We start from the raw sequence: 25,327 nt of genomic DNA, 5'->3' as shown, positions 1-25,327 counted from the left end.
GGTCCCCGTCCCGGCACGGGGCAGGGCGGGAACCACCCCGGCCGGGTGCGCACAGGTCCGGGTGGCATGGTCGTACGGTGAGCACCGCACCCACCGGCTGGCGACGGCCCCCTCCCAGCGTCGAGCAGCGCCGCGCCGACCTCTGGATCGGTCTGGCGGTCACCGTGCTGGCCCTGTTCGAGCTGACCCTGGCCCGCAGCACCGGGGCGTTCCTGCTCGGCCCGCCGCCCAGCCTCGCCGAACAGCTCTGGTGGACCGTGGCGGCCACCGCCCCGCTGGCGGTCCGGCGACGCTGGCCCGCCGCCGTCACCGTGCTCGTGTCGATCGCGTTCGTCGCCGGGCAGGCCCGGGCGATCCCACTGTCGCAACTGCCCTCCGGGGCGCTCTTCGCCGCGCTCTACACCCTCGGCGCGTGGGGCGCCGACCGGCGGCTGGCCGGGCGCATCCGGATCGGCGTCATCGCCGCGATGTTCGGCTGGCTGGGGTTGTCGCTCGCGCTGCGCGCCGACCAGCTCTCGTCGAGCAGCTTCACCGACGCGGCCGGACCGGTGCCGCCGGTGCTCGCCGCCGTGATCAACGGCGTGCTGTTCAACGTGCTGTTCTTCGCCTTCGCCTACTACTTCGGCCAGACCGCCTGGGTCGCCGCCCGTCACCGGCACGAGCTGCGGGAGCAGGCCGAACAGCTCCGCCGGTCGCAGGAGGAGGCACGGGAACGCGCGGTGATGAGCGAACGGGTACGCATCGCCCGGGAACTGCACGACGTGGTCGCCCACCACGTGTCGGTCATGGGAGTGCAGGCCGCCGCCTGCCGGCGGGTGCTCGACCGGGACCCGGACAAGGCGCGGACCGCGCTGAGCGCCATCGAGGACACGGCCCGGACCTCCGTCGACGAGTTGCGCCGGATGCTCGGCGTGCTACGCGACCCGGACGTCGGGCCCGGCGACGCACCGGCGGACACCGCCGGCATCGACCAGGTGGGTGCGCTGGTGGACCGGGCCCGGGAGACCGGGCTCCACGCCGAACTCGGCGTGTTCGGCGATCCGCTCCCACTGCCCCGATCGGTGTCGCAGGCGGCGTACCGAATGGTGCAGGAGGCGGTCACCAACTCCGTCAAGCACGCCAACGCCACCTGCCTGGACGTCCGGATCCGCTACCTGGCGCGGGAGCTGGAGGTGGACGTGAGCGACGACGGACGCGGTGGCGTGCCGCACGGCCACGGCCTCGGGCTGATCGGCATGCGTGAGCGGGCCGCCGCCCACGGGGGGACGCTGGAGGCCGGACCCCGCTCCGGGGGTGGCTTCCGGGTCCGCGCCCGCATCCCGTTGCCCGTCGAGACGGCGGGACGGTCGGCGTGAACGCCCTGGTGTCCGACCGGCCGGTCCGGGTCCTGCTCGTCGACGACCAGCACCTGGTCCGCAGCGGCTTCCGGGTCATCCTCGAGGTGGAGGAGGACATCGAGGTGGTGGGCGAGGCCGCCGACGGGGAGCGGGCCGTGGCGATGGCGGCCGCGCTGCGCCCGGACGTGGTGTTGATGGACGTGGAGATGCCGGTGCTCGACGGGCTGGCCGCGACCGGCCGGATCACCGGCGCCGGGGACCCCGACGGCCCGGCGGTGCTGATCCTCACCACCTTCGACCGCGACGACTACCTCTTCGCGGCGTTGCGCGCCGGGGCCAGCGGCTTCCTGCTCAAGAACGGCACCCCGGAGGACCTGATCGAGGCGGTGCGGGTGGTGGCACGCGGCGACGGACTGATCGCCCCGGCGCTCACCCGGCGGGTGATCTCCACCTTCGCCCGCCCCGGCGCGGCGCCGACCGGCCCCCGGAACGAGGCCGCGACTGCGGAGCTGACACCGCGTGAGCGGGAGGTGCTGGCGCTGGTGGCGCGCGGGTCCAGCAACGCGGAGATCGCCGCCGTGCTGCACGTCGGCGAGGCGACCGTGAAGACCCACGTGAGCCGGGTGCTGGCGAAACTGGGCCTGCGTGACCGCGTCCAGGCGGTGATCTTCGCGTACGAGCACGGTCTGGTGCGGCCCGGCGGGTGACGGGTCCACCGCCCGGCGGACCTTGGTGATCAACCCGTGGTGGGACGACGTACCGCCCTCGTGGCCGTAGCGTCGCCGGCATGACCAGCGTGCTCCACCTGGACGGCGTCGACCGAAGCTTCGACGGCCGTCAGGTGCTCTCCGACGTCACCTTCGACGTGACCGCCGGCCGGCTGACCGGGTTCGTCGGCGGCAACGGCGCCGGCAAGACCACCACCATGCGGATCGTCCTCGGCGTGCTCGCCCCCGACGCGGGGCAGGTGACGTGGCAGGGGCGACAGCTCACCCGCGACGCGCGGCGGCGGTTCGGCTACATGCCGGAGGAACGGGGCCTCTACCCGAAGATGACCACCCGCGAGCAGGTGGTCCACCTCGGCCGCCTGCACGGCCTGGACCCGGCGGCGGCGCGCCGCCGCACCGACGCGCTGCTGGAGCGGATCGACCTGGGTGAGCGCGGCGACGACCTGCTGGAGACCCTGTCCCTCGGCAACCAGCAGCGGGCCCAGATCGCCGCCGCCCTGGTGCACGACCCGGAGGTGCTCATCCTCGACGAGCCCTTCTCCGGGCTCGACCCACTGGCCGTCGACACGGTGGTCGCCGTGCTGCGGGAACGCGCCGCCGCCGGCGCGCCCGTGCTGTTCTCCAGCCACCAGCTCGACGTGGTCGAACGGCTCTGCGACGACCTCGTGATCATCGCCGGTGGCACGATCCGGGCGGCCGGGCCCCGCGACGAGCTGCGGGCCGCGTACACGACACCCCGGTTCGAGCTGGTGGTCGACGGCGACGCCGGATGGCTACGGGACCAGGCGGGCGTCAACCTGGTCGACCTCGACGGGCGACGGGCCGTGTTCGACCTCGACCCGGCGTCGGACGACCAGTCGGTGCTGCGCGCGGCGCTGGCCCGCGGACCGGTGCGGGCCTTCCACCCGGTCACCCCGTCGCTCGCCGAGATCTTCCGAGAGGTCAACCAGTGAACACCTACCAGGCCACCCGACTGGTCGCCGCCCGCGAGATCAAGGTCAAGCTCCGCGACAAGTCGTTCCTCTACGGCACCCTGATCTTCCTGCTCATCGCCGTCGCCTCCACCGTCCTGCCGGCGCTGCTGCGGGGCGGCCCGTCGACCGTGGCGGTCACCGCCGCCCAGGCATCTCCGCTGCGGACCGCCGGCCTGGAGGTCCTCGTGGTCGCCGACGACGCCGCGGCGGAACGGGCGGTACGCGCCGGCGACGCCGACGCGGCCGTCGTCGCCGGACCCATCGTGATCGGCGACGACCGCGCCCCGGACGACGTGGTGCGGGCGCTCAGCACGGCCCCGACGGTGCGGCTGCTCGACCCGGACGCGGTGGACCCGGTCACCGCCTACCTGGTGCCGTTCGCGTTCGCGTTCGTCTTCTTCATCATGTCCCAGACGTTCGGCATCCAGGTGGCGCAGAGCGTCACCGAGGAGAAGCAGACCCGGATCGTGGAGATCCTGGTGGCGGCGGTGCCGGTCCGGGCGTTGCTGGCCGGCAAGATCCTCGCCGCCGGAGCGTTGGCGCTCGGACAGGTCGCCCTGATCGCGCTCACCGCGCTGGCCGGGATGCGCCTGGCCGGCAGTGGGGACCTGCTCGCCCTGGTCGCCCCTGCGCTGGGCTGGTTCGTGCCGTTCTTCCTGCTCGGCTTCCTGCTGCTGGCGGCGATGTGGGCGGCGGCCGGGGCGCTGGTCAACCGGCAGGAGGACATCGCCGGGGCGGCCACGCCGGTGCAGCTCGCGGTGATGGCCCCGTTCTTCGCGGTGGTGTTCCTCAACGACAACGCCACCGCGATGCGGATCCTGTCGTACCTGCCGATCTCCTCGCCGACGGCGATGCCGGTCCGGCTGTTCACCGGGGACGCGGCCGGCTGGGAGCCGTTCGTGGCGCTGGCGCTGCTGCTGCTCACCGCCGCCGGCTTCCTCGCCGCCGGGGCGCGGGTCTACGAGGGCTCGCTGCTGCGGACGAACGGGCGCACCTCGGTGCGGGCGGCCTGGCGGCAGCGGGAGCGGATCGGCTGAGCCGGACACGCTACGGGCGCCGGACCCCCGAGAGGGTGCCGGCGCCCGTGGCGGCGGATCGGGATCAGGCGTCGACCGCCGCCATGACCTCGTCCGGGACGTCGAAGTTCGCGTAGACGTTCTGCACGTCGTCGCAGTCCTCGAGGACGTCGATCAGCTTGAACACCTTGCGCGCGCCCTCCTCGTCCAGGGGCACGTTCACGCTCGGGATCAGCGACGACTCGGCCGACTCGTACTCGATGCCGGCGTCCTGCAGGGCGGTGCGGACCGCGATCAGGTCGGTCGGCTCGGAGACCACCTCGTACGCCTCACCGAGGTCGTTGACCTCCTCGGCGCCGGCGTCGAGGACCGCCATCATCACGTCGTCCTCGGTGGTGTCGGCCTTGGGGACGATCACCACGCCCTTGCGGGAGAACATGTACGACACCGAGCCGGCGTCGGCCAACGAACCGCCGTTGCGGGTCAGCGCGGTACGCACCTCGGTGGCCGCCCGGTTGCGGTTGTCGGTGAGGCACTCGATCAGCATCGCCACGCCGTTCGGGCCGTAGCCCTCGTACATGATCGTCTGCCAGTCGGCGCCCCCGGCCTCCAGGCCGGAGCCGCGCTTGACCGCGCGGTCGATGTTGTCGTTGGGGACCGAGTTCTTCTTGGCCTTCTGGATGGCGTCGAAGAGGGTGGGGTTGCCGGCCGGGTCACCGCCGCCGGTCCGCGCCGCGACCTCGACGTTCTTGATCAGCTTGGCGAACATCTTGCCGCGCTTGGCGTCGATGACCGCCTTCTTGTGCTTGGTCGTCGCCCACTTTGAGTGGCCGGACATCTGTTACCTCCGTTGCTACCCGCCGTCTGCATCGACCGCACCGCGCACGCCCCGCTCCCGCCGGCGCACGCGGAGGTGCCGGTCAGCTCTGGTGGAAGCCGTGGCGGGCAGATGGCCCTGCCGAATCTCGGCAATCCTACCGACGCCGGCCGGGCGGATGTCACGCGCCGCACTGCGGCGGCCCGAAGCGGGCCGCCGCAGTGCGGCAAACCGGTGGAAACCGCCGGCTCAGGCGGCGGCCCGAACCAGCTCCACGAAGTACGCGTGCAGCCGCCGGTCGCCGGTCAGCTCCGGATGGAACGAGGTGGCCAGCAGGTTGCCCTGCCGGACCGCGACGATCCGGTCGGTCGCCGGACCGTCGGTGACCCGGCCCAGCACCTCCACCCCGTCGCCGACCCGCTCGACCCACGGCGCCCGGATGAAGACCGCGTGGAACGGCCCGCCCTCGACGCCGGTGACCTCGACCGGCGCCTCGAACGAGTCGACCTGCCGGCCGAAGGCGTTGCGCCGTACGGTCATCTCGATGCCGGCGAAGCCGCGCTGGTCGGGCCGACCGTCGAGCACCTCGCCGGCCAGCATGATCATGCCAGCGCAGGAGCCGTAGACCGGCATCCCGCCGGCGATCCGCTTGTCGATCGGCTCGCGCAGCTCGAAGACGTCGACCAGCTTGCTGATCGTGGTGGACTCCCCGCCCGGGATCACCAGGCCGTCGACCGCGTCCAGCTCGACCGGGCGGCGCACCGGTCGGGCGTCCGCGCCGGCCGCGGCGAGAGCGGTCACGTGCTCCCGTACGTCGCCTTGGAGGGCGAGCACACCGACGGTGGGCGCGCGCATCGTCACCAGCCGCGCTCGGCCAGGCGGTGCGGCTGGGGGATCTCGTCGACGTTGATCCCGACCATCGCCTCGCCCAGGCCCCGGGAGACCTTCGCCAGCACGTCCGGGTCGTCGTGGAAGGTGGTGGCCTTGACGATCGCGGCGGCCCGCTGGGCGGGGTTGCCGGACTTGAAGATGCCCGAGCCGACGAAGACGCCCTCGGCGCCCAGCTGCATCATCATGGCGGCGTCGGCCGGGGTGGCGATGCCGCCCGCGGTGAACAGCACCACCGGCAGCTTGCCGGTCTCGGCGACCTCCTTGACCAGCTCGTACGGCGCCTGGAGCTCCTTGGCGGCGACGAACAGCTCGTCGGCCGGCAGGGAGCTGAGCCGGGCGATCTCCTGCCGGATCTTCCGCATGTGCATGGTGGCGTTGGAGACGTCGCCGGTGCCGGCCTCGCCCTTGGAACGGATCATCGCCGCGCCCTCGGTGATCCGGCGCAGCGCCTCACCCAGGTTGGTCGCCCCGCAGACGAACGGGACGGTGAACTGCCACTTGTCGATGTGGTTGGCGTAGTCGGCCGGGGTGAGCACCTCGGACTCGTCGACGTAGTCCACGCCGAGGGACTGGAGGACCTGCGCCTCGACGAAGTGGCCGATGCGGGCCTTGGCCATCACCGGGATGGAGACCGCCTCGATGATGCCGTCGATCATGTCCGGGTCGCTCATCCGGGAGACGCCGCCCTGGGCCCGGATGTCGGCGGGCACCCGCTCGAGCGCCATCACCGCGACGGCGCCGGCGTCCTCGGCGATCTTCGCCTGCTCGGGGGTCACCACGTCCATGATCACACCGCCCTTGAGCATCTCGGCCATGCCGCGCTTGACCCGCGCGGTGCCGACGACGGGGCTGGTGGCGCCGGTGTTCGGAGAGGTGGATTCGGACACGGGTCATCGCTCCTTGGGACGGACACTGGGGGTGGATCGCTGTCAGGCTACGACGGCGTCAACGCTGGTCCGACAGCCAATCAGACCCCCGGTGGCCTGCCCTGTGGCCCCGATCACCCCTGGTCGGGGGCGCTCCCCCGCCGGAATCCCGCACCGCGCCGCGACCCGAGTGCGGAAGGCCCGAACCAGCCGGCGCTCCTCCGGGCGGGCGCCGTAGGCAGCCGTGGGGCACGAACATCGCCACGAGCACCTCTCGTTGCGCCGCCGGCCGACAACGCCCTCACCCGCAACCCGCAGCCACACCGACGCCGGCGGCCAACACGCCACGACCCGCAGCCAACCCGGCGGGTAGAGCCGACATGCCGTCACCGGCGCCGACCGGAACCGGCGGGCCGCCGACCGGGCCCACCCCGACCTGGGCCCGCCGACCAGAGGCCGCCGGAGCGCAGGTGCCGGGCGCGGGCCAGGCGGGCGCGGGTCAGCCGGTGGTGACGTCGGCGGGGACGGCCAGGGTCGGGTCGTCGATGTCGAAGTAGCGGGGCCAGGTGTGCCGCCGCCCCATCCGGAACAACCGCACCAGCGGGCGACTGCGCGCCGTCCGGGCGTCCCGCACCAGGTCGGTGTGCACCTGCCGGGCCAGCGCCAACCGGCGGCTCGCCGCCACCACCGCCTCGCAGTCCGGGTCGGTCGGGTCCAGGTCCACCGCGCGCAGCTGCCGGGTCAGGTCGTTCTCGGCCGCCTCCCGCTCCTGTGGGGCCGCGTCCAGCGCGATCCGGGCCGCCGCGTACAGCTCGACGCCGTACCGGCGCTCGGCCAGCACCGCGGCGGCCGCCGCCCGGCGCAGCAGATGGGCGTCCAACGCCCGGGCCGCCAGCTCCGCCCGCGACTGCAACCGTTCGACCCGCCCGGCGGTCCAGGTCAGGTACGCCGCCACCAGCCCGAGCACCAGACCCGCACCCACCAGCCACCACATGCCCGGCATCGTAGTGCCGCCCGGTTCCCCGCCCGGCACGGACGCGGCCCTCGTCACGCGAACGTCACATCCGTACCAACCGGCCCAGGACTCAGCCGAGTCCCACCCATTCCTGGTCGATGACCCGCCCGTCGGTGGCCTCGATCGCGGCGGCGTACACCTCCACCACCCGGCGGGCCACCACCGGCCAGTCGAAGTGGGTGACCACCTGGTCGCCGCAGGCGGTCAGCACGGCCCGCTGCGCCGGGTCGTCGAGCAGCTCGGCCAGGGCGGCGCGCAGCCCCAGCGGGTCACCGGTCGGGAAGAGCCGGCCGGCCCGACCGCCGTCGAGCACCCGACGGAACGCGTCCAGGTCGCTGGCGACCACGGTGGTGCCGGCGGCGAGCGCCTCGGTCAGGATCATCCCGAAGGACTCCCCACCGATGTTCGGCGCGACGTACAGGTGCACGCTGCGCAGCATCCGGGCCTTGTCGGCCTCGGAGACCAGGCCGAGGAAGGTGACCCGGTCGTGCAGCCCGGCCGGGATCCGCTCGAACAGGTCGTCCCGGTCGCCGGGCCCGGCGACCAGCAACCGCAGCCCCGGCCGCTCGGCGGCCAGCGCCACGAACGCGTCCCGCAGCACCGGGAAACCCTTACGCGTCTCGGTGAAGCGGCCCAGGAAACCCAGCGTCCCGCCGACGCCCGGCCCGCACTCCCCCGGCCAGCCCGGCAGCGGCTGCGCGTCGACGAACTTGGCGACCGTCACCCCGTTGGGGATCTCCACCGCGCCGCCGTCCATGTGCTCGACCTGCACCTTGCGGGCCAGGGCGCTGACCGCGATCCGGGCGGTGATCCGTTCCAGCAGGATCTGCAGCAGCCCCTGCGCGGCCGACAGCACCCGGGAACGGGTCATCGCGGTGTGGAAGGTGGCCACCACCGGGCCCCGGGCGCAGAGCACCGCCAACATCGACAGGCTCGGCGTGAGCGGCTCGTGCACGTGTAGCACGTCGAACTCGCCCCGGGTGATCCAGCGCCGCACCCGCGCGGTGGAGACCGGCCCGAACGCGATCCGGGCCACCGACCCGTTGTACGGCAGCGGCAGCGCCCGCCCCGCCGACACCACGTACGGCGGCAGCGCGGCGTCGTCGTCGGCCGGGGCCAGCACGCTGACCTCGTGCCCCAGACCGATCAGCGCCTCGGCCAGGTCGACGATGTGGTTCTGCACCCCGCCGGGGACGTCGAAGGAATACGGGCACACGATGCCGATCCGCACGTCAACGCCTCTCGTCCGCGCCCGCGTCGTCGGCGACCAACCGGCCGCCCACTCAGACCGAGCCGGTGGTCGCCGGGGCGGTCCCGCCCCGGGCGGCGCCGGGCTGGTCCAGCCACATCCGCTGCAACATGTGCCAGTCTTCCGGATGCCGGGCGATGCCCGCCGCCAGACCGTCGGCAATCCGCTGGGTCAGCAGCCGCACCCGCTGGTCCAGCGGGCCGCTGTCCGGGTCGGGCAGCTCCAGCGGCCCCTCGATCGAGGCGCGGGCGGCGTCCGGTTCGTACCACATCGAGGCGACGTAGAGCGGCGCGCCGGTCCGGATCGCCAGCAGCGCGCAGCCGGCCGGCATCCGGGTCCGCCCGCCGAAGAAGTCCACCTCCACGCCCCGGGCGGAGAGGTCCCGGTCGGCCAGCAGCGGCACCACCGCGCCCGCCTTCACCCGGTCCACCAGCACGTCGAACGTCGGCCGGTCACCGCCGTGGGTGGGCAGGATCTCCATCCCGAGCCCCTGCCGGAAGGCGAGGAATCGCTCGTAGACGCCCTCCGGCTTGAGCCGCTCGGCGACCGTGGTGATCGGCCAACCGGTGGCCGCGACCCAGGCGCCCGCCGCGTCCCAGTTGCCGGCGTGCGGCAGCGCCACCACCGCGCCCCGGCCGGTGGCCACGTCGGCGGCGAGCTTCTCCACGCCGTCCAGCCGGAACCCGGCCAGGATCTGCTCCCGGCTGCGCGACGGCAGGCGGAACGCCTCCATCCAGTACCGGGCGTACGAGCGCAGGCCGCGCCGGACCAGGTCGTCCAGCTCCGCCTCCGGCACGTCGGGGCCGACCACCCGGCGCAGGTTCGCGCGCAGTCGGGCCGTACCCCTGCCGCCGGAGCGGTGGGCGCGGTCCGCGCCCGCCCGGAACGCCGCCGCCACCACGGGCTGGGGCAGTGCCCGGGCCAGACGCCATCCGGCGACATAGCCGAGCTCGGTGAGGTTCACTCCGTGCCGACCCGCTGGGCCTGCCGGTACACATGGGCCATCCGCTGCCCGACCGTGAAGATCGACACGGCGGCCAGCAGCCACAACGCGATCTCCAGGGCCAGCGGCACGCCCAGTCCGGTGAGCAGGCCGCCCACGCCGACGATCAGCAGCCGTTCGGTGCGCTCGGCGATGCCCACGTTGCAGGTCATCCCGAGCCCCTCCGCGCGGGCCTTGACGTAGGAGACCAGGCCGCCGGCGGCCAGGCAGATCAGCGCGGCCGCCGTCCCGGCGTGGTCGCCCTCGGTGGCCAGCCAGTACGCGACGGCGCCGAAGACGGCGCTGTCGGCGATCCGGTCCATGCTCGAGTCGAGGAAGGCGCCGAACCGCGTCGAGCCGCCGCTCATCCGGGCCATCGTCCCGTCGAGCAGGTCGGTCAGCGCGAAGAACGTCACGATCAGGGCACCGGCGACCAGGTGGCCGCGGGCGCCGAAGCCGAGAGCGCCGACGAGCACGCCGAGGGTGCCGGTCACGGTGACCGCGTTGGGGGTGACGCCGGCGCGGAGCAGGCCGCGCGCGATCGGCTCGACGACGCGGGTCATCCCCGCGCGGGCCGACACTTGGAAGATCTTCGCCATGGCGGTCCCACGATAACGGTCCGTCCCGCGACGCGGTACGGCCGGTCAGCCCGGAGCCTTGTGCCGGGTCGACAACGGGTGTGAGATCGGATGTGGCGGGGTGAGCCAGCTCACCCGGCCACCCGTCCCGTGACCGCAAGGCAGCAGAGCACCGGAGGATGTCGCCGCGGAACCCGCTCGGGCCGCTTCCCGTCGCGCGCGGCGGACACCACCCACCACGGCTGAGGGAGGTGCGCCCCGATGGCGCAGAAAAATCAGGAGAAGGGTGTCACCGGCGGCACGCCGGTGGTGACCGGACCCGACAGGGTTCGCAACGTGGTGCTCGTCGGGCACTCGGGCGCGGGCAAGACCACCCTGGTGGAGGCGCTGCTCGCCGCCACCGGCACGATCGGTCGGGCCGGCACGGTCACCGACGGCACCACGGTCTGCGACCACGACCCGGCGGCCGTACGCCAGCAGCGCTCGGTGAGCCTGGCCTGCGCCCCGCTGGTGCACGACGGCGTCAAGGTCAACCTCCTCGACACCCCCGGCTACGCCGACTTCGTCGGTGAGCTGCGGGCCGGCCTGCGGGCCGCCGACGCGGCGCTGTTCGTGGTCTCCGCCGTCGACGGAATGGACGCGGCCACCGCGGCGCTGTGGGAGGAGTGCGCGGCGGTCGACATGCCGCGCGCGGTGGCGGTGGCCCGGCTGGACCACCCGCGCGCCGACTTCGACGAGGCCGTGGCGCTGTGCCAGCGGGTCTTCGGCGACAACGTGCAGCCGCTCTACCTGACGATGCTCGGCGACGACGGGGTCTCCGTGGCCGGGCTGCTCGGCCTGATCACCCAGCGGGTCTTCGACTACACCGCCGGGCACCCCGCCGCCGTGCGCGAACCCGACCCGGAGCACCTGCCGGCCATCGCCGAGTCCCGCGGCGAGCTGATCGAGGGGATCATCGCCGAGAGCGAGGACGAGACCCTGATGGACCGCTACCTCGAGGGCGAGGAGATCGGCACCGACATCCTCATCGAGGACCTGGAGAAGGCGGTCGCCCGCGGCCACTTCTATCCGGTGGTGCCGGTCTGCGCCGAGACCGGGGTCGGCCTGGACGCGTTGCTGGAGGTGCTGACCGCCGGCTTCCCGTCGCCGCTGGAGCACGACCTGCCCGCGGTCACCGGGGTGGACGGCGGCCCCCGGCCGCCGCTGACCTGCGACCCGGACGGTCCGCTGGTCGCCGAGGTGGTCAAGACCACCGTCGACCGGCACGTCGGCCGGGTCTCCCTGGTCCGGGTCTTCTCCGGCACGCTCCGCCCCGACCAGGTGATCCACGTCTCCGGGCACGGCCTGACCGAACGCGGCCACCCCGACCACGACGCCGACGAGCGGGTCGGACACATCTTCACCCCGCTGGGCGCGACCCTGCGCGAGGTGAGCGCCTGCATGGCCGGCGACCTCTGCGCGATCACCAAGTCCGGCAGCGCGGAGACCGGCGACACCATCTCCGCCAGGGACGAGCCGCTGCTGATCGCCCCCTGGGAGATGCCCGAGCCGCTGCTGCCGGTGGCGATCGTGGCGAAGAGCCGGGCCGACGAGGACGCCCTGGCCCGCAACCTGGCCCGGCTGGTCGCCGGTGACCCGACCATGCGGCTGGAACGCAACCCGGAGACCCACCAGCTGGTGCTCTGGTGCATGGGCGAGGCGCACGCCGACGTGGTGCTGGACCGGCTGCGCAGCGGCGGCGTCGAACTGGAGACCGAGCCGGTGCGGGTGTCGCTGCGCGAGACGCTGACCGGCGCCGCCCGCGGGCACGGCCGGCACGTCAAGCAGTCCGGCGGCCACGGCCAGTACGCCGTCTGCGACATCGAGGTGGAGCCGCTGCCCCGCGGCGCCGGCTTCGAGTTCGTCGACAAGGTCGTCGGCGGGGCGGTGCCGCACAACTACATCCCGTCGGTGGAGAAGGGCGTCCGGGCCCAGATGGAACGCGGCCTGGTCGCCGGCCACCCCGTGGTGGACCTGCGGGTCACCCTCGTCGACGGCAAGGCGCACAGCGTCGACTCCTCCGACGCGGCCTTCCAGACCGCCGGGGCGCTGGCCCTGCGCGACGCCGCCGACAAGGCCGCCCCGGCGCTGCTGGAACCGGTCGACGAGGTGACCATCCGGGTGCCCGACCCGTCGGTCGGCGCCGTGCTGGGTGACCTGTCCGGCCGGCGCGGCCGGGTGCTCGGCACCGAACCCGACCCGGACGCCGAGGGCCGCACCCTGGTCCGGGCCGAGGTGCCGGCCACCGAACTGCTCCGGTACGCGGTCGAGCTGCGCGCGATGACCGCCGGCACCGGCACCTTCCGCCGCGAGTTCGCCCGCTACGACCCGATGCCCACCCACCTCGCCGACCAGCTCCGCAAGGAACACGCCGCCAACGGCTGAACCTCCGATCCGCGCCCGGCCGTCGTCGGCGACGACGGCGGTCAGGGGCGGGCGGTGGGCACCGACGGCATCGGCCAGAACGGGCGGTCGGCGTCGCGCAGGGCCGCCGACCGGACCGCGGCTAGGCGGCGCTCCACCTCGGCGAACTGGTCCGGGGAGAGCGGGCCGAGGCGCAGCGCCCCGGCGTTCTCCTCGACCTGGGCCACCGTGCGGCAGCCCGGGATCGGCACCGTCCGGCCGCTGCGGGCCCAGATCCAGCCCAGGGCACCCTGGGCGGGGGTACGGCCGTCGGCGGTCAACGCGCCGCGTACCGCCGCCACCCGGCGCAGCCACTCCGGAGCGGGCCGGCCGCCGCGGAACCACTCCAGCCAGGTCGGCCCGGTACCCCGTACGTCGTCGCGGGGCAGCGTGGAGCCGGCGGCGTACTTGCCGGTCAGCAGGCCCATGCCGAGCGGCCCCCGGGCCACGCTGGCCAGGTCGTACTTCTCGCAGACGGCGAGCAGTTCCGGGGCGTCGCGCAGCACCGACAGGCCGTGCTGCACGGCGGTCGCCGAACTGCCCCGCCGGCCCAGGGCGGCGGCGCGGTCGGGCCGGTCGGTGCTCCACCCGTACGCCCGGACCAGCCCGTCGGCGACCAGCTCCTCGCAGGCGCCCAGCAGCGCCTCGGCCCGGGGCACCGGCAGGTCGCCCAGGTGCAGCTGATACAGGTCGATCCGGTCGGTGCCCAACCGGCGCAGCGAGGCGACCACCGCCCGGCGCAGGTACGCCGGGCTGGTGTCCTCCCCGGTGGCCTGCCGGGCGTCCTCGTCGAAGGTGTAACCCCACTTGGTGGCGATCACCGCCTCGTCGCGGCGGCCGGCGAGCGCCCGGCCGAGGACCCGCTCGCCGTGCCCCGCGCCGTACGTGTCGGCGGTGTCGAAGAGGGTCACCCCCAGGTCCAGGGCCCGGCGGACCGCCCGGACGGACTCCTCGTCGTCGACCGGCCCCCAGCCCAGCGGCCGGCCCGCCTCGGCCCAGGGGCCGCCGATCGCCCAGCACCCCATGCCGAGGGCGCTGACCTCGATGCCGCTGCGGCCCAGCGTCCGCGTCGTCACTGCCACCGACGCATCGTGCCATCCCGTTCGGCCCGATGGGCGCGATCGTGACCGTTGGTGCATGATCGACCGCATGCGGCTGTTGGGAGTGGACGTCGGCGGCGTGATCATCGAACCGGCCGACTCCGACGAGGACACGTCGTTCTTCGGGCCGAACTGGCGGCTCACGCCACCTGTGCCGGGGGCCTTCGAGGCGCTGGCGACGCTCACGGGGCTCGCCGACGAGGTGCACGTGGTGTCCAAGTGCGGCGAGTCGACCGAACGGCGTACCCGGGACTGGCTGGCCCACCACGGCTTCCACGACCGCACCGGCATCGGTCCGGAGCGGCTGCACTTCTGCCGCAGCAGGCCGGAGAAGGGGCCGATCGCGGCGCGACTGGGGCTCACCGACTTCGTCGACGACCGGTTGGAGGTGCTCGGTTACCTGGACACCGTCGGGCACCGGTACCTGTTCCGGCCCCGCCCGGCCGAGGTCGTGGCGCACACCGCCCACCTGGCCGGCGTACACCGGGTGGAGAGCTGGCCGGAGCTGGTGGCCGCGTTCCGCGCGGCGGGCTGAGCCACCGCGGCGGCCGGGCGCCGGCCGCGCGCCGCGCCCCTCAGGCGGGCCAGGCCTTGGCGAACAGGTCGCGGGTGTCGGCCAGCAGCTGCGGCAGGACCTTGGTCCGCCCCACCACCGGCATGAAGTTCGCGTCGCCGCCCCACCGGGGCACCACGTGCTGGTGCAGGTGGGCGGCGATCCCGGCGCCGGCCACCCCGCCCTGGTTCATCCCCAGGTTGAAGCCGTGCGCGTTGCTGACCCGCCGCACCACCCGCATCGCGTCCTGGGTGAAGGCGGCCAGCTCGGCCGTCTCCGGCAGGTCCAGCTCGGTGTAGTCGGCCACGTGCCGGTACGGGCAGACCAGCAGGTGACCGGGGTTGTACGGATACAGGTTGAGCACCGCGAAGACGTGCTCGCCCCGGGCCACCACCAGGCTGGTCTCCGAAGGCAGGCCGGGGGCCAGGCAGAACGGGCAGCCGGTGGGCTTCTCGTAGCCGCCCTCGGGCCGGTCCTCCCCGGAGATGTAGGTCATCCGGTGCGGCGTCCAGAGCCGCTCCAGACCGTCCGCCAGTCCGTCGTCGCCGTCGAGGTGCCGCTCCGCCCCTGTCACGCTGGCGATCCTACGGTCCGGGCGGGCCGGCCGCCGCACGGCACGGCCCGCCCGGGCTCCGTCAGGTGTTCGGGGTGCCGGGCGCGGTCGGGCCGGCGTTGGTCCGGGAGCGGACCACGTCCAGCACGTGCGCTGCCGCCTCGTCCAGCGGTACGCCGTTGCGCTGCGAGCCGTCCCGGTAGCGGAAGGAGACCGTGCCGGCGGCCACGTCGTCGTCGCCGGCGATCACCATGAACGGGATCTTCTGCTGCTGGGCGTTACGGATCTTCTTCTGCATCCGGTCGTCGCCCATGTCCACCTCGGCGCGGATCCCCTGCCGGCGCAGCGTGTCGGCGAAGCCCTCCAGGTAGTCGGCGTGGTCGTCGCGGATCGGGATGCCGACCACCTGCACCGGGGCCAGCCAGGCCGGGAACGCCCCCGCGTAGTGCTCGGTGAGCACCCCGATGAACCGCTCGATCGAGCCGAACTTCGCGCAGTGGATCATCACCGGCTGCTGCCGGGTGCCGTCCGCCGCCTGGTACTCCAGCCCGAAGCCCTTCGGCTGGTTGAAGTCGTATTGAATCGTCGACATCTGCCAGGTGCGGCCGATGGCGTCCTTGGCCTGCACGGAGATCTTCGGGCCGTAGAACGCCGCGCCGCCCGGGTCGGGCACCAGGTCCAGGCCGGTCTCCCGGGCGCACTCCTCCAGCACCGCCGTGGCGGTCGCCCAGTCCTCCTCGGTGCCGACGAACTTCTCCGGCTTGGCCTCGTCGCGGGTCGACAGCTCCAGGTAGAAGTCGTCGATGCCGAAGTCCTTGAGCAGGCCCAGCACGAAGGTCAGCAGGTGCTTGATCTCGGCCGGCGCCTGCTCCTTCGTGCAGTAGGAGTGCGAGTCGTCCTGGGTGAAGCCGCGCACCCGGGTCAGGCCGTGGATCACGCCCGACTTCTCGTAGCGGTAGACCGACCCGAACTCGAACAGCCGCATCGGCAGCTGCCGGTAGGACCGCCCCCGCGACTGGTAGATCAGGTTGTGCATCGGGCAGTTCATCGCCTTGAGGTAGTAGTCCGCGCCCTCGAGCTCCATGGGCGGGAACATGCCGTCGGCGTAGTAGGGCAGATGGCCCGAGGTGTGGAAGAGCCCTTCCTTCGAGATGTGCGGGGTTCCGACGTACTGGAAGCCCTCCTCGATGTGGCGGGTGCGGACGTAGTCCTCCATCTCCCGCTTGATCACGCCACCCTTGGGGTGGAAGACCGGCAGGCCCGACCCGATGGCGTCCGGGAAGCTGAACAGGTCGAGGTCCGTGCCGAGCTTGCGGTGGTCGCGGCGGGCCGCCTCCTCCAACAGCTTCAGGTACGCCTTGAGCTCGTCGCGGGTCGGCCACGCGGTGCCGTACACCCGCTGCAGCTGCGGATTCTTCTCCGACCCCCGCCAGTACGCGGCGGCCGAACGCATCAGCTTGAACGCGCCGATCAGCCGGGTGTTCGGCAGGTGCGGGCCACGGCACAGGTCCGACCAGCAGACCTTGTCCTCGTTCGCGGCGAGGTTGTCGTAGATGGTCAGCTCACCACCGCCGACCTCCATCACCTCGGAGGAGTCCAGCCCCTCGCCCTTGACGTCACTCTGCTCCTGCTCGCCCTTGAGGTCGACGAGCTCCAGCTTGAACGGCTCGGCGGCCAGCTCGGCCTTCGCCTCGTCCAGGCTGCCGAAGCGGCGGCGGCGGAACCGCTGGCCCGACTTGACGATCTCCTGCATCCGCTTCTCGAGCTTGGCCAGGTCGTCCGGCTGGAACGGCTTGTCGACGGCGAAGTCGTAGTAGAAGCCGTTCTCGATCGGCGGGCCGATGCCGAGCTTCGCCTCGGGGAAGACGTCCTGCACGGCCTGGGCGAGCACGTGCGCGGTGGAGTGGCGCAGCACGTTCAGCCCGTCCGGGGTGTCGATGGCGACCGGCTCCACGCTGGTCTCCTCGGCGGGCGCCCAGTCGAGGTCGCGCAGCTGACCCTGCGGGTCGCGGACCACCACGATCGCCTTGGGGCCGCTGGTGGGCAGGCCGGCCGCGGCCACCGCGTCGGCCGCCGTCGTCCCGGCGGCGACGACGACGGGGTCGGCCACGACGGGGGTACGGGGTGCGGACACGGTGGCTCCTGTCGTCGAAACGGATCTGGGGTGCCGGGTCACCGGCTCCTGCGATGCTATCGGTCGCCCTCCGGCGCGCCGTCGGCGACGCCGGGTCCGCCCCCGCCGGTGGCGTCCGGTTCGGCCCACCGTTGAACCTTTCCGCTCCCGGCGCCGAACTACCGGGTGGGGCCGGAGCCGGTACCGGCCCGGCACAGACGGATGGGGGCGACATGACGATGACCCGTCGGGTTCGGACGGCGCTGCTGCTGACCGCCGTGGCGACCGGGACCCTGGGCTGGCCGGGTACCGCCTCGGCGGCGGGTCCCGGCGCCGGGATCTCCGGCCTGCCGAGGGGAGCCGCGGCGGCCGTTCCCGGTGCGGCGGCGGGGGCGACGGTGACGACCACCCCGGCCCAGGTGCACCAGGGGGACGCGGTCGAGGTGGCCGTGCTGCTGCCCGAGGAACGGGCCGGCAGCCGGACCACCCGGATCGAGTTGCGGATGCCGCCCGACGCGCCGATCGGGGAGGTCTATCCGTTGTCCGTGCCGGACTGGGCGCCCCGGATCACCACCCGCACCCTCGACCGTCCGGTCGCCGGCATCCACTCCCCTGAACTCGACCGAGTGACCGAGGCCGTCACCTGGACCCGGGCGCCCGGCGCCGGCACCGCGCCCGCCCGGCTCTCCCTCGGCATGGGACCGATGCCCGCCACCGACCGGGTGACCTTCCAACTGATCCAGACGTACGCCGACGGCACCGTGATCCGGTGGACGGACCCGGCCGGCGGGGCACATCCCGCGCCGACGATCCCCCTGCTGCCGGCCCTGCCCGTCTCGGGCGGGCACGCCGGGCACGGCGGCACCGACGCCGCCGGGCCGGTCCAGCAGCCCGGCTCGGCATCGGGCTCGGAGCCGGGGCCGGCGACAGGTGCGGGTCAGGCACCGGGATCGGACCAGGCACCGGGGGCGTACGCAGGGAGTGACGGGGCTCGGGCAGCGGGGCCGGCGTCGACGGCGGCATCCACCGACGGGCCGAGCGCCGACCTGCTGCTGGGCGGGGGCCTGCTCGCCGGGCTCGGCGGCGGGGCCGCGATCGGCTGGCTGGTCAGCCGCCGCCGACACCACGTGCTGGCCCTCCCGCCCGACACCCCCGACGCCCACTCCGACCCCGACCGCGACCTCATCCCCGCCCGTCCCTCCAGCGCCCCCGCCGAGGCCCGCTGAGCCCTCGCCGAGCGGACAACTTCACGGAAAGAGTCCCCATCCCCCACGAGGGAGGCAACAACTTCCACGACGTTGCGCGGATCTTGACGCGGGGCGGGGCGGCGCGCGGGGCGGGCGGCGTCAGGGGAGCCAGGTGGGGAGGGGTTCCCGGGCGGACAGCCAGCCGGACGGGACGCCGCCGGGGGTGCCCACCCCGCAGTGGGCGGCGACCACGGCGCCCACGATGGCGGCGGTGGTGTCCACGTCCCCGCCCGCCTCGACGCAGGCGCGCAGCGCGGTCGGGTAGTCGTCGAGGTGGGTGGCGGCCACCCAGAGGGTGAACGGCACGGTGTCCTGCGCGGTGATCCGGGAGCCGTTGCCCAGCACGTCCACGACCCGTGGCAGCGGCCGGCCGAGCAGCGCGGCGGCCCGGCGTACCCCGTCGTGCACCTCGCCGGTCGGGTCGAGGGCAGCGGTGACGGCGGCCAGCAGCCGGGCCGGCTCGGGGCGGTCGCCGGCCAGCCGGGCGCGGGCGGCGAGCGCGGCGGCGACCGCCACCGCGACGGCGCCGGCGATCCCCTCCGGGTGGGCGTGGGTGACCTCGGCGGAGGCGCGGGCCTGGTCGGCGGCGCGCCGGGTGGAGTCGGCGAACCAGGCGCCCAGCGGGCCGACCCGCATGGCGGCCCCGTTGCCGCAGGAGCCCTGCCCGTCGAAGGCCGACGCGGCGGCCACCGGCCAGGGCGTGCCGCCGCGGATCAGTTCGAGGATCCCGACCGCTCCCGCGCCGTAGCGGCGGGCCGGGTCGTAACGCTGCGCGAAGGAGGTGGCCAGGTCGTCCCGGTCGACCTCGCCCGCGGTGGCGAGGACCGCCAGCACCGAGCAGGCCATCTCGGTGTCGTCGCTCCACGGCCACGGGCCGGTCGGCGGGTCACCCCAGGGGGCCACCGCGTCGCCGGGCCGGAAGAAGGTCGCGCCGAGCGCGTCGCCGACCGACAGGCCGGTCAGGGCGTCCCGGGCCAGCGCCAGCCGGGTGTCGGGGAAGAGAGTGAAGGCCATCGTCGTCCCAGCTTGCCCGGTTCCGGGGTGTGCCGCAACGCGATCAACTTGCCACGCCAAGTACGGTTCTCCACGTGGCCACCGTGCTCCTGGTCGAAGACGACCACGTCGTCCGCGGCGCGATGCTCCGCTCCCTCACCGACCGTGGGCACGCTGTGCACGCCGTGGGCACCGCGCTGGACGCGCTGCGCCGGGTAGCCGCCGAGACCCCCGACCTGGTGGTGCTCGACCTGGGCCTGCCCGACCTGGACGGCTCGGACGCGCTGCGGATGCTGCGCGGCATCACCGACGTGCCGATCATCATCGCCACCGCGCGCGACGACGAGCAGTCGGTGGTCCGGCTGCTGCGGGCCGGCGCCGACGACTACATGGTGAAGCCGTTCACCGGGGCGCACCTCGACGCCCGGATCACCACCGTGCTGCGCCGGGTCGGCCGGGCCAGCCGGACCGTGCAGCCGGCCGTGCACACCGTTGGTGGCCTGCGGGTGGACGTGGGTGAGCGCAGCGCGCTGCTCGACGGTGAGCCGCTGGCGCTCACCCGCAAGGAATTCGACCTGCTGGCGTATCTCGCCGCGCGGCCGGGCCGGGTAGTGTCCCGCCGGGAACTCTTGGAGGAGGTATGGCGGCAGCCGTCGGTCGGCGAGGACCAGACCATCGACGTTCACCTCTACTGGCTACGCCGAAAGATGGGCGAGTCCGCGGCGAAGCCGCGCTACCTGCGCACCGTGCGGGGGGTGGGATTCCGGCTGGTGGCCCCGGACTGAGGGCCGCGCTGGCCGCGCTCACGGCCGGCATGTGCAGCCTGGTCGCGCTCGCCTTCCTCGTCCCGCTGGGGATCAGCCTGGGCGACGAGGCGCACGACCAGGTGCTCGCCGACGCCGCCCGGCGCGGCGCGCTGGTCACCGGCGCGCTGGCGGTCAGCACGGAACCGGCCGCGGTCCGCCGCGCGGTGCAGGCCAGCGGCGACACCCCGGACACCCGGGCGGTCGTGCACGGGCTGGGCGCCGGTCCCGCCGGTCGGGTCGGCGAGGCCGACCTGGCCGAGGCCCGGGACGGGCGCCGTTCGGTGGTGGTGGACGTGCCCGGCGGCAAGGCCCGGCTCGACCCGGTGGTGCTCGGCGAGCGGGTGGTCGTGGTCGAGGTCTTCGTCCCGCAGGACCTGCTCGACGAGGGTGCGGGCGGTCGCTGGCTGCTGCTGGCCGCGGTCGCGGCTGCCCTGGTCGGCGCGTCGGTGATCGTGGTCGACCGGGTCGCCGCCCGGGCCGTGGAGTCCACCGGCGAGCTGGTCAAGGCGGCGCTCGCGGTGGGCGCCGGCGACCTGGGCGTACGGCTCGAGCCGAGCGGCCCGCGCGAGCTGGCCGAGGCCGGGTACGCGTTCAACCGGATGGCCGACCGCCTGGTCGCGGCGCGCGCCGACGAGCGGGAACTGGTGGCGGACCTCTCCCACCGGCTACGTACCCCGCTGACGGCGTTGCGGCTGGACGCCGAGGCGCTGGAGTCCGACGACACCAGCATCGGCACGTTCAGCGAGGCGGAGCTGGACCGGCGCCGCGGCATCCGGCGGATCCGGCAGGCGATCGTCACGCTGGAGGGCGAGGTCGACCAGCTGATCAAGGCCACCCGCAAGGCGGTCGGCCAGGAGAGCGGCCCGGCGATGTGCGACGTCAGCGAGGTGGTCCGGGACCGGATGGTCTTCTGGGCGGCCCTCGCCGGCGACCAGAACCGCCCGCACCGGGTGACCGGGGCGCAACTGCGGATCCCCGCGTCGGTGCCCCGGGCCGAGCTGGCCGCCGCGCTGGACGCGGTGATCGGCAACGTCTTCCGCTACACCCCGCAGGGCACCGCGTTCGAGGTGGCCGTCTCCCGCCGGGACGGGTACGTGGCGATCCGGATCGACGACGCCGGCCCGGGCATCCCCGACCCGGACCGGGCGTTGCGCCGGGGCGCCAGCGACCAGGGCTCGACCGGCCTGGGGCTGGACATCGCCAAGCGGGTCGCCCTGCAGGCCAACGGGTCGGTGAGCATCGACCGGGCCCGGCTCGGCGGCGCCAGCGTGGTGATGCTGCTGACCGACCCGGACGCGGTGCCCCGCCAGGTGAGCCGGTTCGGGCTGGTCGGTCGGATGGCGCGGGACGCCCGCGAGCCGAAGACCGGCCGGCGCTGGCCGAGGCAACGTCCCACCGACGCCTGAACCGGCGTCGACTGTGGGCCGTCGCAAGTCTTCCTTAGATCCGGGTTAACGGCGCAGGTGACCGGCTCGCGGGCTGTCAGGATCGTCTGGCGAACCCATCAGTTCCGCCGGCCTTTCGCCCCGTTCCACCCACCCGGCCGGCGGAGCCGCGCGCGGCGGGAGCCGGTCCCCCCACACCAGGCTTCCGCCGCGCGCCACCTTCCCGCCGCTCAGCCGGCGACGCCCGCCAGGTACGCGTCGATCTCGGCGCCGAGCCGGGCCTTCTCCGCCGGCTCCAGGAAGGACGCGGTCACCGCGTTGCGGGCCAGCGCGGTCAGTCCCTCCGGGCCGATGTCCAGCAGCGACGCTGCCACGGCGTACTCGTCGTTGAGGGTGGTGCCGAACATCGGCGGGTCGTCGGAGTTGATCGTGACCAGCACACCGGCGTCGACCAGCTGCCGCAGCGGGTGCTCGGCGATGGTCGGCACCGCCCGGGTGCGGACGTTGGAGGTGGGGCAGACCTCCAGGGCGATCCCGTGCTGCGCCAGGTACGCCAGCAGCTCCGGGTCCTGCGCGGCGGAGATGCCGTGCCCGATCCGCTCGGCGCCCAGCTCGCGCAGGGCGTCCCAGACGGTCTGCGGGCCGGTGGTCTCCCCGGCGTGCGGCACCGAACGCAGCCCGGCCGCCCGAGCCTGGTCAAAGTACGGCTTGAACTGCGGTCGGGGCACCCCGATCTCCGGGCCGCCCAGACCGAAGCTGATCAGCCCGTCGGGGCGTTCCTCCAGGGCGATCCGCAGCGTCTCCTCGGCGGCGGGAAGGCCGGCCTCGCCGGGGATGTCGAAGCACCAGCGCAGCGCGATGCCGAAGTCGGCCTCGGCCCGCTTGCGGGCGTCCTCGATGGCCTCGCAGAAGGCCGGCGCCGGAATGCCCCGGTGCACGTGCGAGTACGGGGTGACGGTCAGCTCGGCGTAGCGGACCTGCTGGCGGGCCAGCTCGCGGGCCACCTCGTGGGTGAGGATCCAGACGTCCTCCGGGTCGCGGATCAGGTCCACGACGCTGAGGTAGACCTCGATGAAGTGGGCGAAGTCGCGGAAGGCGAAGTAGTCGGCGAGCTTGTCCGGGTCGGCCGGGACGGGGCTGCGTCCCTCGTGGCGGGCGGCCAGCTCGGCGACGATCCGGGGCGAGGCGGAGCCCACGTGGTGCACGTGCAGCTCCGCCTTCGGCAGCCCGGCGATGAAGGTGGGCAGGTCGGTCACGGTTTCTCCTCTGCGTGGGCGCCGGTTCGGGCCACCACGAAGATACGGCGGAACGGGAAGTACACCTGACCCTGCCGTACCGGGTAGTCCTCGGCGAGTCGGACCCCCAGCTCGGCGCGGAAGTCCGACCAGCCGGCGGCGTCCAGCGCGGCCCGGACCGGGCGCAGCGCCGTCCCCTCCATCCAGCTCAGCACGGGGTGTTCGGCGCCGTCGGGGGCCGGCAGCAGGTGCAGGTAGGTGGTCTCCCAGGCGTCCACCGCACAGCCGGCCCCGGTGAGCAGCGCCGCGTAGTCGGCCGGGTCGCCCACCGGGGCCTCGCGCAGCAGCGGGCCCAGGGTGGTGGCCCACCGGTCGCGGCGGGCGACCGCGCGCAGCGCCCGGTGCGAGGGGGCGGCGAAGTTGCCGGGCACCTGGAAGGCCAGCCAGGCCCCGGCGGGCAGCTCGGCGGCCCAACGGGTGAGCAGCTCCTCGTGGCCGGGCACCCACTGGAGCACCGCGTTGCAGACCAGCACGTCCACGTCCGGTTCCGGACGCCAGGCCCGGACGTCACCCACGGCGAAGTCGACCGGGGTGTCCAGCGCGGTGGCGCGGCCGATCATCTCCGCGGAGGAGTCGAGGCCGGCGATCCGGGCGGCCGGCCAGCGATCGGCGAGGGTGGCGGTCAGCGTGCCGGGACCGCAGCCGAGGTCGACCACCGCCCGGGGCCGGTCGGCCACGACGCGGGCCACCAGGTCGTGGAAGGGCCGGGACCGCTGGTCGCCGTAGCGCAGGTAGGTGGTCGGGTCCCACATGACAGCCTCCCAAACCGTACGTCCGTCTTGTTGGAGACGGTACGGCCCGCCGCGCGCCCCGGCAACCTACTGATTAGGCTCGGTCCAATGGAACAGCGCAGCTTCGACCGGCTCGGCCGGCGTGTCGGCATCGTCGGACTCGGCGCCTGGCAGCTCGGTGGCGACTGGGGACAGGTCGGCGAGGACGACGCCCTGGCCGTCCTGGCCGCCGCCGTGGACGCCGGGGTCACCTTCCTGGACACCGCCGACGTGTACGGCGACGGCCGCAGCGAGCAGCTCATCGGGCGGTTCCTGCGCGGACGCCCCGGGCACGGGCTGACCGTGGCCACCAAGATGGGCCGGCGGGTGGAGCAGGTCCCCGAGGCGTACACCCTGGAGAACTTCCGGGCCTGGACCGACCGGTCCCGGGCCAACCTCGGCGTCGACACCCTGGACCTGGTCCAGCTGCACTGCCCACCCACCCCGGTCTTCGCCGACGACCGGGTCTTCGACGCCCTGGACACCCTGGTGGCGCAGGAGCGGATCGCCGGCTACGGGGTCAGCGTGGAGACCTGCGACCAGGCGCTCACCGCCATCGCCCGCCCCGGCGTGGCCAGCGTCCAGATCATCCTCAACGCCGTCCGGCTCAAGCCCCTGGACCAGGTGCTGCCCGCCGCCGCGGCGGCCGGCGTCGGCATCATCGCCCGGGTGCCGCTGGCCAGCGGCCTGCTCTCCGGCCGGTACGACGAGCACACCACCTTCCCCGCCGACGACCACCGGAACTTCAACCGGCACGGCGAGTCCTTCGACGTCGGCGAGACCTTCTCCGGCGTCGACTACGACCTCGGGCTGGCCGCCGTACGCCGGCTGGCTCCGCTGGCCGGCGACGACCGCACGATGGCGCAGTTCGCCCTGCGCTGGGTGCTCGACCAGCCCGGGGTCACCGTGGTCATCCCCGGCGCCCGCGACGCCCAGCAGGCCCGGCGCAACGCCGCCACGGCCGACCAGCCGCCGCTCGCGCCCGAGGAGATCGCCGCCGTGCGGAACACCTACGACGAGCTGATCCGGCCGCAGGTGCACCACCGGTGGTGACGCGGAGGGGGGACCGATGAAGGGGTGGCTGACGCTGACCCTCGGCCTGCTGGCCGTCGTGGTCGGGGCGGTGTGGACGGTGCAGGGCCTGGGCTACGTCGGGGGCAGCGTGATGACCGACCAGCGGATCTGGGCGCTGCTCGGGCCGCTGCTGGTCCTGGTCGGACTCGTCGTGCTCTGGCGCGGCCTGCGCTCCCGCCGCCGTCCCTGACCCACCACGCGGCCCCGTCCCCGGGCGGGGACGGGACAGCGGAAAGCCCCGTGTCCGGACAGGACACGGGGCTTAACGTCGATCCGGGGGTCCGGATCACCGGACCGGCGGCTGCCGGCCGGTCCCTGCTCGATCAGATGGGGCGGACCTGCTCGGCCTGCGGACCCTTCTGACCCTGGGCGATCTCGAACTCCACCCGCTGGTTCTCCTCCAGCGTGCGGTAGCCGCTGGTCTGGATGGCCGAGAAGTGGACGAACACGTCAGCACCCCCGCCGTCGACGGTGATGAAGCCGAAGCCCTTGTCTGCGTTGAACCACTTCACGGTTCCCTGCGCCATGTGTATCTCCTTCTAA

General features: G+C 74.0%; 25 protein-coding genes. 11 read left to right on the top strand and 14 right to left on the bottom strand.

Features of this window, described 5'->3' with window-relative positions; genetic code table 11:
- Positions 1–77: 77 nt before the first annotated feature.
- From GA0074704_RS13805 to GA0074704_RS13790, 4 genes are all read left to right on the top strand, one after another.
- Positions 78–1,355, top strand: coding sequence for a sensor histidine kinase (locus GA0074704_RS13805; protein ID WP_088970891.1), 1,278 nt, complete (start codon positions 78–80; stop codon positions 1,353–1,355).
- A complete protein-coding gene (locus tag GA0074704_RS13800) occupies positions 1,352–2,044 on the top strand; it encodes a response regulator (RefSeq protein WP_088970890.1) in 693 nt (230 codons plus the stop codon). The genes GA0074704_RS13805 and GA0074704_RS13800 overlap by 4 nt, the downstream gene beginning before the upstream one ends.
- 80 nt (positions 2,045–2,124) lie before the next feature.
- A complete protein-coding gene (locus GA0074704_RS13795; protein WP_088970889.1) occupies positions 2,125–3,018 on the top strand; it encodes an ABC transporter ATP-binding protein in 894 nt (297 codons plus the stop codon).
- Positions 3,015–4,076: an ABC transporter permease gene (locus GA0074704_RS13790; protein ID WP_088970888.1), complete on the top strand. Its 1,062-nt coding sequence runs from the start codon at positions 3,015–3,017 to the stop codon at positions 4,074–4,076. The genes GA0074704_RS13795 and GA0074704_RS13790 overlap by 4 nt, the downstream gene beginning before the upstream one ends.
- A gap of 64 nt (positions 4,077–4,140) precedes the next feature.
- Here the strand turns inward: GA0074704_RS13790 and GA0074704_RS13785 are convergent, their stop codons facing one another.
- The 7 genes from GA0074704_RS13785 to pgsA form a co-directional block, all read right to left on the bottom strand.
- On the bottom strand, positions 4,141–4,893 hold the full coding sequence (locus tag GA0074704_RS13785) for a YebC/PmpR family DNA-binding transcriptional regulator (RefSeq protein ID WP_088970887.1): 753 nt from the start codon (positions 4,891–4,893) through the stop codon (positions 4,141–4,143).
- Positions 4,894–5,121: 228 nt separating this feature from the next.
- Positions 5,122–5,727 carry a pyridoxal 5'-phosphate synthase glutaminase subunit PdxT gene (gene pdxT / locus GA0074704_RS13780; protein WP_088970886.1) on the bottom strand — a complete coding sequence of 202 codons (606 nt, stop codon included), beginning with the start codon at positions 5,725–5,727 and terminating at the stop codon, positions 5,122–5,124.
- A 2-nt stretch (positions 5,728–5,729) separates the two neighbouring features.
- On the bottom strand, positions 5,730–6,650 hold the full coding sequence (gene pdxS, locus GA0074704_RS13775) for a pyridoxal 5'-phosphate synthase lyase subunit PdxS (protein WP_088970885.1): 921 nt from the start codon (positions 6,648–6,650) through the stop codon (positions 5,730–5,732).
- 478 nt (positions 6,651–7,128) lie between these two features.
- Positions 7,129–7,632, bottom strand: a complete 504-nt coding sequence (locus GA0074704_RS13770) for a hypothetical protein (RefSeq protein ID WP_088970884.1) — start codon at positions 7,630–7,632, stop codon at positions 7,129–7,131.
- An 82-nt stretch (positions 7,633–7,714) separates the two neighbouring features.
- Positions 7,715–8,875: a glycosyltransferase family 4 protein gene (locus GA0074704_RS13765; protein WP_088970883.1), complete on the bottom strand. Its 1,161-nt coding sequence runs from the start codon at positions 8,873–8,875 to the stop codon at positions 7,715–7,717.
- A 52-nt stretch (positions 8,876–8,927) separates the two neighbouring features.
- On the bottom strand, positions 8,928–9,857 hold the full coding sequence (locus tag GA0074704_RS13760) for a phosphatidylinositol mannoside acyltransferase (RefSeq protein ID WP_088970882.1): 930 nt from the start codon (positions 9,855–9,857) through the stop codon (positions 8,928–8,930).
- The gene (pgsA, locus tag GA0074704_RS13755) at positions 9,854–10,474 is read right to left on the bottom strand and encodes a phosphatidylinositol phosphate synthase (protein ID WP_088970881.1); all 621 of its coding nucleotides are present in this window, start codon (positions 10,472–10,474) and stop codon (positions 9,854–9,856) included. The genes GA0074704_RS13760 and pgsA overlap by 4 nt, the downstream gene beginning before the upstream one ends.
- Positions 10,475–10,714: 240 nt before the next feature.
- On the opposite strand from pgsA, the gene GA0074704_RS13750 reads away from it, so the two are divergent.
- Entirely contained in the window at positions 10,715–12,877 is a 2,163-nt protein-coding gene (locus GA0074704_RS13750) for an elongation factor G-like protein EF-G2 (RefSeq protein ID WP_088970880.1), read from the top strand.
- 41 nt (positions 12,878–12,918) lie between these two features.
- Here the strand turns inward: GA0074704_RS13750 and GA0074704_RS13745 are convergent, their stop codons facing one another.
- The gene (locus tag GA0074704_RS13745; protein ID WP_231926915.1) at positions 12,919–13,920 is read right to left on the bottom strand and encodes an aldo/keto reductase; all 1,002 of its coding nucleotides are present in this window, start codon (positions 13,918–13,920) and stop codon (positions 12,919–12,921) included.
- Between the two features lie 112 nt (positions 13,921–14,032).
- Between GA0074704_RS13745 and GA0074704_RS13740 the strand changes: the two genes are divergently transcribed.
- Positions 14,033–14,530, top strand: coding sequence for a hypothetical protein (locus GA0074704_RS13740; protein ID WP_088970878.1), 498 nt, complete (start codon positions 14,033–14,035; stop codon positions 14,528–14,530).
- A gap of 40 nt (positions 14,531–14,570) precedes the next feature.
- Here the strand turns inward: GA0074704_RS13740 and GA0074704_RS13735 are convergent, their stop codons facing one another.
- On the bottom strand, positions 14,571–15,122 hold the full coding sequence (locus GA0074704_RS13735) for an HIT family protein (protein ID WP_088970877.1): 552 nt from the start codon (positions 15,120–15,122) through the stop codon (positions 14,571–14,573).
- Positions 15,123–15,183: 61 nt separating this feature from the next.
- Entirely contained in the window at positions 15,184–17,235 is a 2,052-nt protein-coding gene (gene thrS / locus GA0074704_RS13730) for a threonine--tRNA ligase (protein WP_088970876.1), read from the bottom strand.
- A 212-nt stretch (positions 17,236–17,447) separates the two neighbouring features.
- Between thrS and GA0074704_RS13725 the strand changes: the two genes are divergently transcribed.
- Positions 17,448–18,440, top strand: a complete 993-nt coding sequence (locus tag GA0074704_RS13725) for a DUF1775 domain-containing protein (RefSeq protein WP_088970875.1) — start codon at positions 17,448–17,450, stop codon at positions 18,438–18,440.
- A gap of 120 nt (positions 18,441–18,560) precedes the next feature.
- Here GA0074704_RS13725 and GA0074704_RS13720 read toward each other — a convergent pair whose 3' ends face one another.
- Positions 18,561–19,475: an ADP-ribosylglycohydrolase family protein gene (locus tag GA0074704_RS13720; protein ID WP_088970874.1), complete on the bottom strand. Its 915-nt coding sequence runs from the start codon at positions 19,473–19,475 to the stop codon at positions 18,561–18,563.
- A 74-nt stretch (positions 19,476–19,549) separates the two neighbouring features.
- On the opposite strand from GA0074704_RS13720, the gene GA0074704_RS13715 reads away from it, so the two are divergent.
- Positions 19,550–20,239: a response regulator transcription factor gene (locus GA0074704_RS13715; RefSeq protein WP_088970873.1), complete on the top strand. Its 690-nt coding sequence runs from the start codon at positions 19,550–19,552 to the stop codon at positions 20,237–20,239.
- A 29-nt stretch (positions 20,240–20,268) separates the two neighbouring features.
- The gene (locus GA0074704_RS13710; protein WP_088970872.1) at positions 20,269–21,666 is read left to right on the top strand and encodes a HAMP domain-containing sensor histidine kinase; all 1,398 of its coding nucleotides are present in this window, start codon (positions 20,269–20,271) and stop codon (positions 21,664–21,666) included.
- 209 nt (positions 21,667–21,875) lie between these two features.
- Here the strand turns inward: GA0074704_RS13710 and GA0074704_RS13705 are convergent, their stop codons facing one another.
- A complete protein-coding gene (locus tag GA0074704_RS13705; protein ID WP_088970871.1) occupies positions 21,876–22,901 on the bottom strand; it encodes an adenosine deaminase in 1,026 nt (341 codons plus the stop codon).
- Complete coding sequence (locus GA0074704_RS13700; RefSeq protein ID WP_088970870.1) at positions 22,898–23,692, bottom strand: trans-aconitate 2-methyltransferase; 795 nt, start codon at positions 23,690–23,692, stop codon at positions 22,898–22,900. The genes GA0074704_RS13705 and GA0074704_RS13700 overlap by 4 nt, the downstream gene beginning before the upstream one ends.
- Positions 23,693–23,779: 87 nt before the next feature.
- Here GA0074704_RS13700 and GA0074704_RS13695 point away from each other — a divergent pair, with 87 nt between their 5' ends.
- Complete coding sequence (locus GA0074704_RS13695; RefSeq protein ID WP_088970869.1) at positions 23,780–24,763, top strand: aldo/keto reductase; 984 nt, start codon at positions 23,780–23,782, stop codon at positions 24,761–24,763.
- Between the two features lie 16 nt (positions 24,764–24,779).
- Positions 24,780–24,974, top strand: a complete 195-nt coding sequence (locus tag GA0074704_RS13690; RefSeq protein WP_088970868.1) for a hypothetical protein — start codon at positions 24,780–24,782, stop codon at positions 24,972–24,974.
- Between the two features lie 133 nt (positions 24,975–25,107).
- Here the strand turns inward: GA0074704_RS13690 and GA0074704_RS13685 are convergent, their stop codons facing one another.
- Positions 25,108–25,311, bottom strand: coding sequence for a cold-shock protein (locus tag GA0074704_RS13685; RefSeq protein WP_007075740.1), 204 nt, complete (start codon positions 25,309–25,311; stop codon positions 25,108–25,110).
- Between the last annotated feature and the right edge of the window lie 16 nt (positions 25,312–25,327).

Origin of the sequence: Micromonospora siamensis (assembly GCF_900090305.1) — a bacterium.
GTDB lineage: Bacteria > Actinomycetota > Actinomycetes > Mycobacteriales > Micromonosporaceae > Micromonospora > Micromonospora siamensis.
Note: the sequence above shows the minus strand (reverse complement) of the source record. Positions and strands in the feature narration are given on the sequence as shown.

What these genes read in the sequence shown, in the direction of transcription:
- GA0074704_RS13795 (WP_088970889.1), top strand. Translation starts at nt 2,125, where the DNA reads ATGACCAGCGTGCTCCACCTGGACGGCGTCGACCGAAGCTTCGACGGC.
- GA0074704_RS13785 (WP_088970887.1), bottom strand. Translation starts at nt 4,893, where the DNA reads ATGTCCGGCCACTCAAAGTGGGCGACGACCAAGCACAAGAAGGCGGTC.
- pdxT (WP_088970886.1), bottom strand. Translation starts at nt 5,727, where the DNA reads ATGCGCGCGCCCACCGTCGGTGTGCTCGCCCTCCAAGGCGACGTACGG.
- GA0074704_RS13770 (WP_088970884.1), bottom strand. Translation starts at nt 7,632, where the DNA reads ATGCCGGGCATGTGGTGGCTGGTGGGTGCGGGTCTGGTGCTCGGGCTG.
- pgsA (WP_088970881.1), bottom strand. Translation starts at nt 10,474, where the DNA reads ATGGCGAAGATCTTCCAAGTGTCGGCCCGCGCGGGGATGACCCGCGTC.
- GA0074704_RS13750 (WP_088970880.1), top strand. Translation starts at nt 10,715, where the DNA reads ATGGCGCAGAAAAATCAGGAGAAGGGTGTCACCGGCGGCACGCCGGTG.
- GA0074704_RS13745 (WP_231926915.1), bottom strand. Translation starts at nt 13,920, where the DNA reads ATGGGGTGCTGGGCGATCGGCGGCCCCTGGGCCGAGGCGGGCCGGCCG.
- GA0074704_RS13740 (WP_088970878.1), top strand. Translation starts at nt 14,033, where the DNA reads ATGATCGACCGCATGCGGCTGTTGGGAGTGGACGTCGGCGGCGTGATC.
- GA0074704_RS13725 (WP_088970875.1), top strand. Translation starts at nt 17,448, where the DNA reads ATGACGATGACCCGTCGGGTTCGGACGGCGCTGCTGCTGACCGCCGTG.
- GA0074704_RS13720 (WP_088970874.1), bottom strand. Translation starts at nt 19,475, where the DNA reads ATGGCCTTCACTCTCTTCCCCGACACCCGGCTGGCGCTGGCCCGGGAC.
- GA0074704_RS13710 (WP_088970872.1), top strand. Translation starts at nt 20,269, where the DNA reads ATGTGCAGCCTGGTCGCGCTCGCCTTCCTCGTCCCGCTGGGGATCAGC.
- GA0074704_RS13700 (WP_088970870.1), bottom strand. Translation starts at nt 23,692, where the DNA reads ATGTGGGACCCGACCACCTACCTGCGCTACGGCGACCAGCGGTCCCGG.
- GA0074704_RS13695 (WP_088970869.1), top strand. Translation starts at nt 23,780, where the DNA reads ATGGAACAGCGCAGCTTCGACCGGCTCGGCCGGCGTGTCGGCATCGTC.
- GA0074704_RS13690 (WP_088970868.1), top strand. Translation starts at nt 24,780, where the DNA reads ATGAAGGGGTGGCTGACGCTGACCCTCGGCCTGCTGGCCGTCGTGGTC.
- GA0074704_RS13685 (WP_007075740.1), bottom strand. Translation starts at nt 25,311, where the DNA reads ATGGCGCAGGGAACCGTGAAGTGGTTCAACGCAGACAAGGGCTTCGGC.